The sequence below is a fragment of the Actinomycetes bacterium genome (assembly GCA_036510875.1).
Lineage (GTDB): Bacteria > Actinomycetota > Actinomycetes > Prado026 > Prado026 > DATCDE01.
In genome coordinates, this window is the sequence record DATCDE010000359.1 from 1 (window position 1) to 4,345 (window position 4,345).

Annotated in this window: 3 protein-coding genes; 1 reads left to right on the forward strand and 2 read right to left on the reverse strand. The window is 71.2% G+C overall.

All coding sequences use genetic code 11. From position 1 onward, the window contains the following. Positions 1–1,255 (reverse strand): Nramp family divalent metal transporter (locus tag VIM19_20530; protein HEY5187223.1); only part of this gene is annotated, 1,255 nt, incomplete at its 3' end. 1,103 nt (positions 1,256–2,358) lie between these two features. On the opposite strand from VIM19_20530, the gene VIM19_20535 reads away from it, so the two are divergent. Continuing rightward, the gene (locus VIM19_20535; protein HEY5187224.1) at positions 2,359–2,751 is read left to right on the forward strand and encodes a hypothetical protein; all 393 of its coding nucleotides are present in this window, start codon (positions 2,359–2,361) and stop codon (positions 2,749–2,751) included. 138 nt (positions 2,752–2,889) lie between these two features. Here VIM19_20535 and VIM19_20540 read toward each other — a convergent pair. Beyond that, the coding region (locus VIM19_20540) for a hypothetical protein (GenBank protein ID HEY5187225.1) at positions 2,890–4,345 on the reverse strand (1,456 nt) is incomplete at its 5' end.

The window sequence follows — 4,345 nt, forward strand, 5'->3', positions numbered from 1 at the left end:
AAATGTTCAGCGCGATGATGATTCCCACAATGAGACCTGCTGTGGCAGTGGTGATCCGCTGGTTGGTGAAGGGTCCCATGATGTCGCGGCGGCGGGTGATCAGCAGCAGCGGGATGAGGGCGAAGGGGATCCCGAAGGACAGCACGACCTGGGAGATGACCAAGCTGGCCGTGGTGGGCAGACCCAGCGCGAGGACGGTGAGAGCCGGCAGCATGGTCAGTCCGCGGCGAAGGAACAGCGGGATGCTGGTGCGGATGAACCCTTGCATCACAACCTGCCCGGCGTAGGTCCCGACGCTGGACGAGGACAGTCCGGATGCCAATAGCGCGACCGCGAACGCCAGCGCTGCCCCACCGCCCACGTAGTGGGCCAGTCCGGCGTGCGCGGCCTCGATGGTGTCGATGTCGGTGAGCCCGGCGGTGTGGAACAGCGAGGCGGCGATCAGCAGCATGCTCAGATTGATGACTCCGGCGACGCTGAGCGCGATGCAGACGTCGATCCGGGCCCAGCGCAGCAGGGTTCGGCGTTCGTCGTGGTCCGCGGGCCGGATCCGCCGCTTCGTCAACGCTGAATGCAGGTACACCACGTGGGGCATCACCGTGGCGCCGATGATCCCGACCGCCAGGAGCACGCTGCCCGGTCCGTCCAAGCGGGGGATCAGCCCCGCGACCGCCGAGGGCACGGACGTGCCCACCAGCGTGAGGTCGTAGAGGAATCCCAGGAAGATCAGGGCCAGCAGGGCGATGATGGCCAGCTCGAACCGGCGGTAGCCGCGTTGTTCCAGCGCCAGCAGCCCGAACGCGACCACCGCGGTGATCAGCCCGGCGGGCAGTAACGGCACCCCGAACAGCAGGTTCAACCCGACCGCGGCGCCGACGAATTCCGCCAGGTCGGTGGCCATGGCGATCAGTTCGGCCTGCGCCCACAACCCGATCGACACCGGTCGGGGAAAGTGTTCCCGGCACAGTTCGGGTAGGTCTTTCCCGGTCACCACCCCCACCTTCGCCGCCAGGTACTGCACCAGCATCGCCATCGCATTGGCCAGCACGACGACCCAGACCAGCAGGTAGCCGTACCCAGCGCCGGCGGCGAAGTTCGTCGCGAAGTTCCCCGGGTCGATGTAGGCCACCGCGGCGACGAAGGCCGGCCCGAGCAGCGCCGCGGCGCGGCGCACCGGACCCTTACGGTAGAGCCGGGTCAGCGCGCTCACCTCGGCGCTGGCGGCCGATTCCCCCGGCGGGGTGACAGCGCTCATCGGCTGCCCCGTAACGGGATCCGACGTGAGGGCCCCACCCCGCCGATCACCGCTCGCGGTGGGCTGCGGGGCCGCGGAACGCAGCACACCACGCAGGGACGAGATACCGGGCGATAACCCCGGGGCGGGCCGCTGTCCTCCCTCCCCGCCGCGGGGTTCGGTTCCTCGTCTGCTCCCGGCAGGCGCCCCTCATGCTCGACTCACGGGCGAAACCGGACGACGATGACCACCGCCTCACACTTACCGCCGCCCTGATCGGCGCGTAGTGCCAATGGTCCCGATCAGCCCGGGCGGTGCCGCGCAACGGTTCGGCCGGTGCAACCAACCGTGCCAGCCCTGTCCTGGCCGCTGTCGTTTTCGATGCCCAGTAGCGGTCCGGGACGACGATCCCCGGTGGGGTATCCCAGGAGCCGTCCGTCGTGTCCACCCGGTGGTGACCGCGTCGGATTCACGGCGCTTTCCCTGGATCGCCGATCGCGTCGACCTCGCTGAGCAACGAGTTGCCTGGCGTGATTGCGGGCTGGCGAGTCCGGTCCAGCCGCAGCGGATTCGCCCGGGCGGCTTCCGCGCGTAGCCGCAGGGTCGATGTTCGGGAATCGTGGTTCGCCGCGGTGGTTGGTGGATCCATGGATGCCAGCTCGGTGAGCCTGGTGAATCGCCGCGCCGCTGTGCGCACAGTTCCACATCCGATCAGAAATGGCCAGCGCCAGCGCCCGCTCCGTCCAGCCGACGCCGGACAGCGGTTCGGCCCCTGGCGGGGAGAGGGTCGCGGTGCGCAGCTGCGCCCGCGGTCGGTCCGGCAGCCGATCCCGGAAGACTCGATCCAGCGCATCGGCCTCGGCCGTTGTGTTATCGGTACGGGTGTTCGGCGTGATCGTCGGCGGGAAGTCAGGTCGGGCTGCCCGCCGGCGCGGCGCGTTCGGCCTCCTGCGGACATAGCGACGCGATCGCCGGATGTGGCTGGACACCAACACGGTGCGTCTCGCGCGCGTTGGCGGTGGACGCAATCCTGAAAACACCACTTCAACGGGTCCAGATCCGTCGTCGGCTCGTCCATGATCAGCTAACTCGACATCCGAGCCAACGCGGCCACGAAGGCCGTGTTGGCCGGGGCGCGGACGCTGCTCGGGATCGCCGAGTGGATCCACGATGCGGGCCGGGACGAGCTGTCCCGCTTGGGTATCGGTGCAGACCAGGTGCTGCCGACGGAGTCCACCGACCGTCGATCGCTGGCCTTGTTGGACGCCGAAACCTGGCTGTGCGGATGGGGCGCGGATGGCCACCCGGGTTGGGCACCTGGCCGGCGTCGGGTGATCGCCGTCGACGGCAAGATCGGCGCGGCGTCTGCACCACCGGCGGTGCCCCGCAGCTGGTGGCCGCGTTCGAGCAATCCGGCGAGGCTGTCGAAGCCGCGCCGCGAGCTGATCATGGCGATGGCGGCGACCGCGAACATCGGGCTCCTCGCTGGATCGGGCCAGGGCGCCCACCGGCGATGAACCGGGCCGCCCCGGGCACATGCAGCGGCGGGCGGTCGGCGGACAGCACGACGAGACTCCGAGCTCGGCGGTTGATAGCTCACCCGAGGGGGCGGCCCGCGGCACCGGCGGCGGGGGCGCCGACGGCGCTCCACCGGATCAGCCCTGCGGCACTCCCCGACGGCGGAAGCCGACCGCCGCGGCCACGCCGAGGCCCGCGACGATGGCGCCGAGGACGACGAGCGGCAGCGCCTCGACGGTGCCCAGCGGAGGGTTGCCGACATGGGTCGTCGGGGACAGGTCGAGCGCCCATCCGGCCAGCTTGAGGCCCGGGCCGAGGGAGGCGATGAAGGCGACGAGGGCGAAGACCGCCCAGCCCGCCGGGAACGCCCTGGGCCGCACGCCGAACAGCGCGAGCGCCAGCCCGCCGACGAGGAGCTCGGCCGGCAGGTAGGCCGCGCCCGCCCCGACGACGCGACCCAGCTGAACCGCGGTGCCCATCGACCACGCCGTCGCCGCGGCCAGCACGACCGAGGAGACGATCACGATGACGACGAGGCCGGTGACGATGACGAGCCCGTGCGCGGCGAGCCAGCGCATGCGGGACAGGGTGCCGGACAGTCGAGGCTCGAGACGGCCGGCGGTCTCCTCGCCGCGCAGGCCGCCGACGGCCTGGACGGCATACCCCATGGCGATGATGGCGATATAGAGCTGGGTAAGGGCGACGAACCCGTCCTCGGGTTGCGCACCCGACATCCCGATGGCCTCGGCCATGGCCGGGCTGCCGGCGACGGCGTCGACGAACTGCTGCGCGAGCGCGCCCATCATGCCCGCGATGACCAGGGCACCGGCGAGCCAACCGAGGACCGCCGGGCGGTGGATGGCGGTCGCCAGCCCGAGCGGGCTGCGCAGCCAGGTCGTGGCCCGAGCCGGCCCCGCGCCCCCGCGGAAGAGGGAGCTACCGAGGTCGCGGCGTCCGGCGACGAGGACGGCGAGCGTGGCGAGCAGCCCACCGACGGCGAGGGGGATGAGCAGGGTCCACCACCGCATCGCCCCGAACGGTGCGGCCTTCTCGGCCCAGCCGAGCGGTGAGAGCCAGGTGACCCACGTCTTTGTCACGTCTCCGACGCCCCGCAGCAGGTAGGCCACGGCGAGGACGAGCAGGCTCCACACGTAGACGCCCCGGGAGTGCAGAGTGACCTGGGCGAGCAGCGCAGCGAGCCCGGCGAAGACGAAGGCGAGGGCGCCGAGGGACGCGGCGTAGAGGACCGACCCGGTGACGGGCACCCCGGAGGCGATGAGCCCGAGGGCGAACGCGATGGCGGTGACGAAGATGGCGGCGGAGGCGACGATGAGCCCGGCCAGCACCGGGACGTGGCGCGCGACCCGGCCCCCGAGGACCGCCTCGAGCCGCCCGGCCTCCTCCTCACGCCGGGTGACCTTCGCGACGAGGCTGATCCCCAGCAGCGGGAGGAGGAAGGCAGCGAGGAAGCCGAACTCGTCCTGGATGATCCCGCCGAGGCTGTCGAGGCCTTCGACCCGGCCGTTGATCGCGACGAGCGCGTCACCGGCGGTGACGGCCTCGGCGTAGGTGTGGATCTTCTCGGATGTGGGG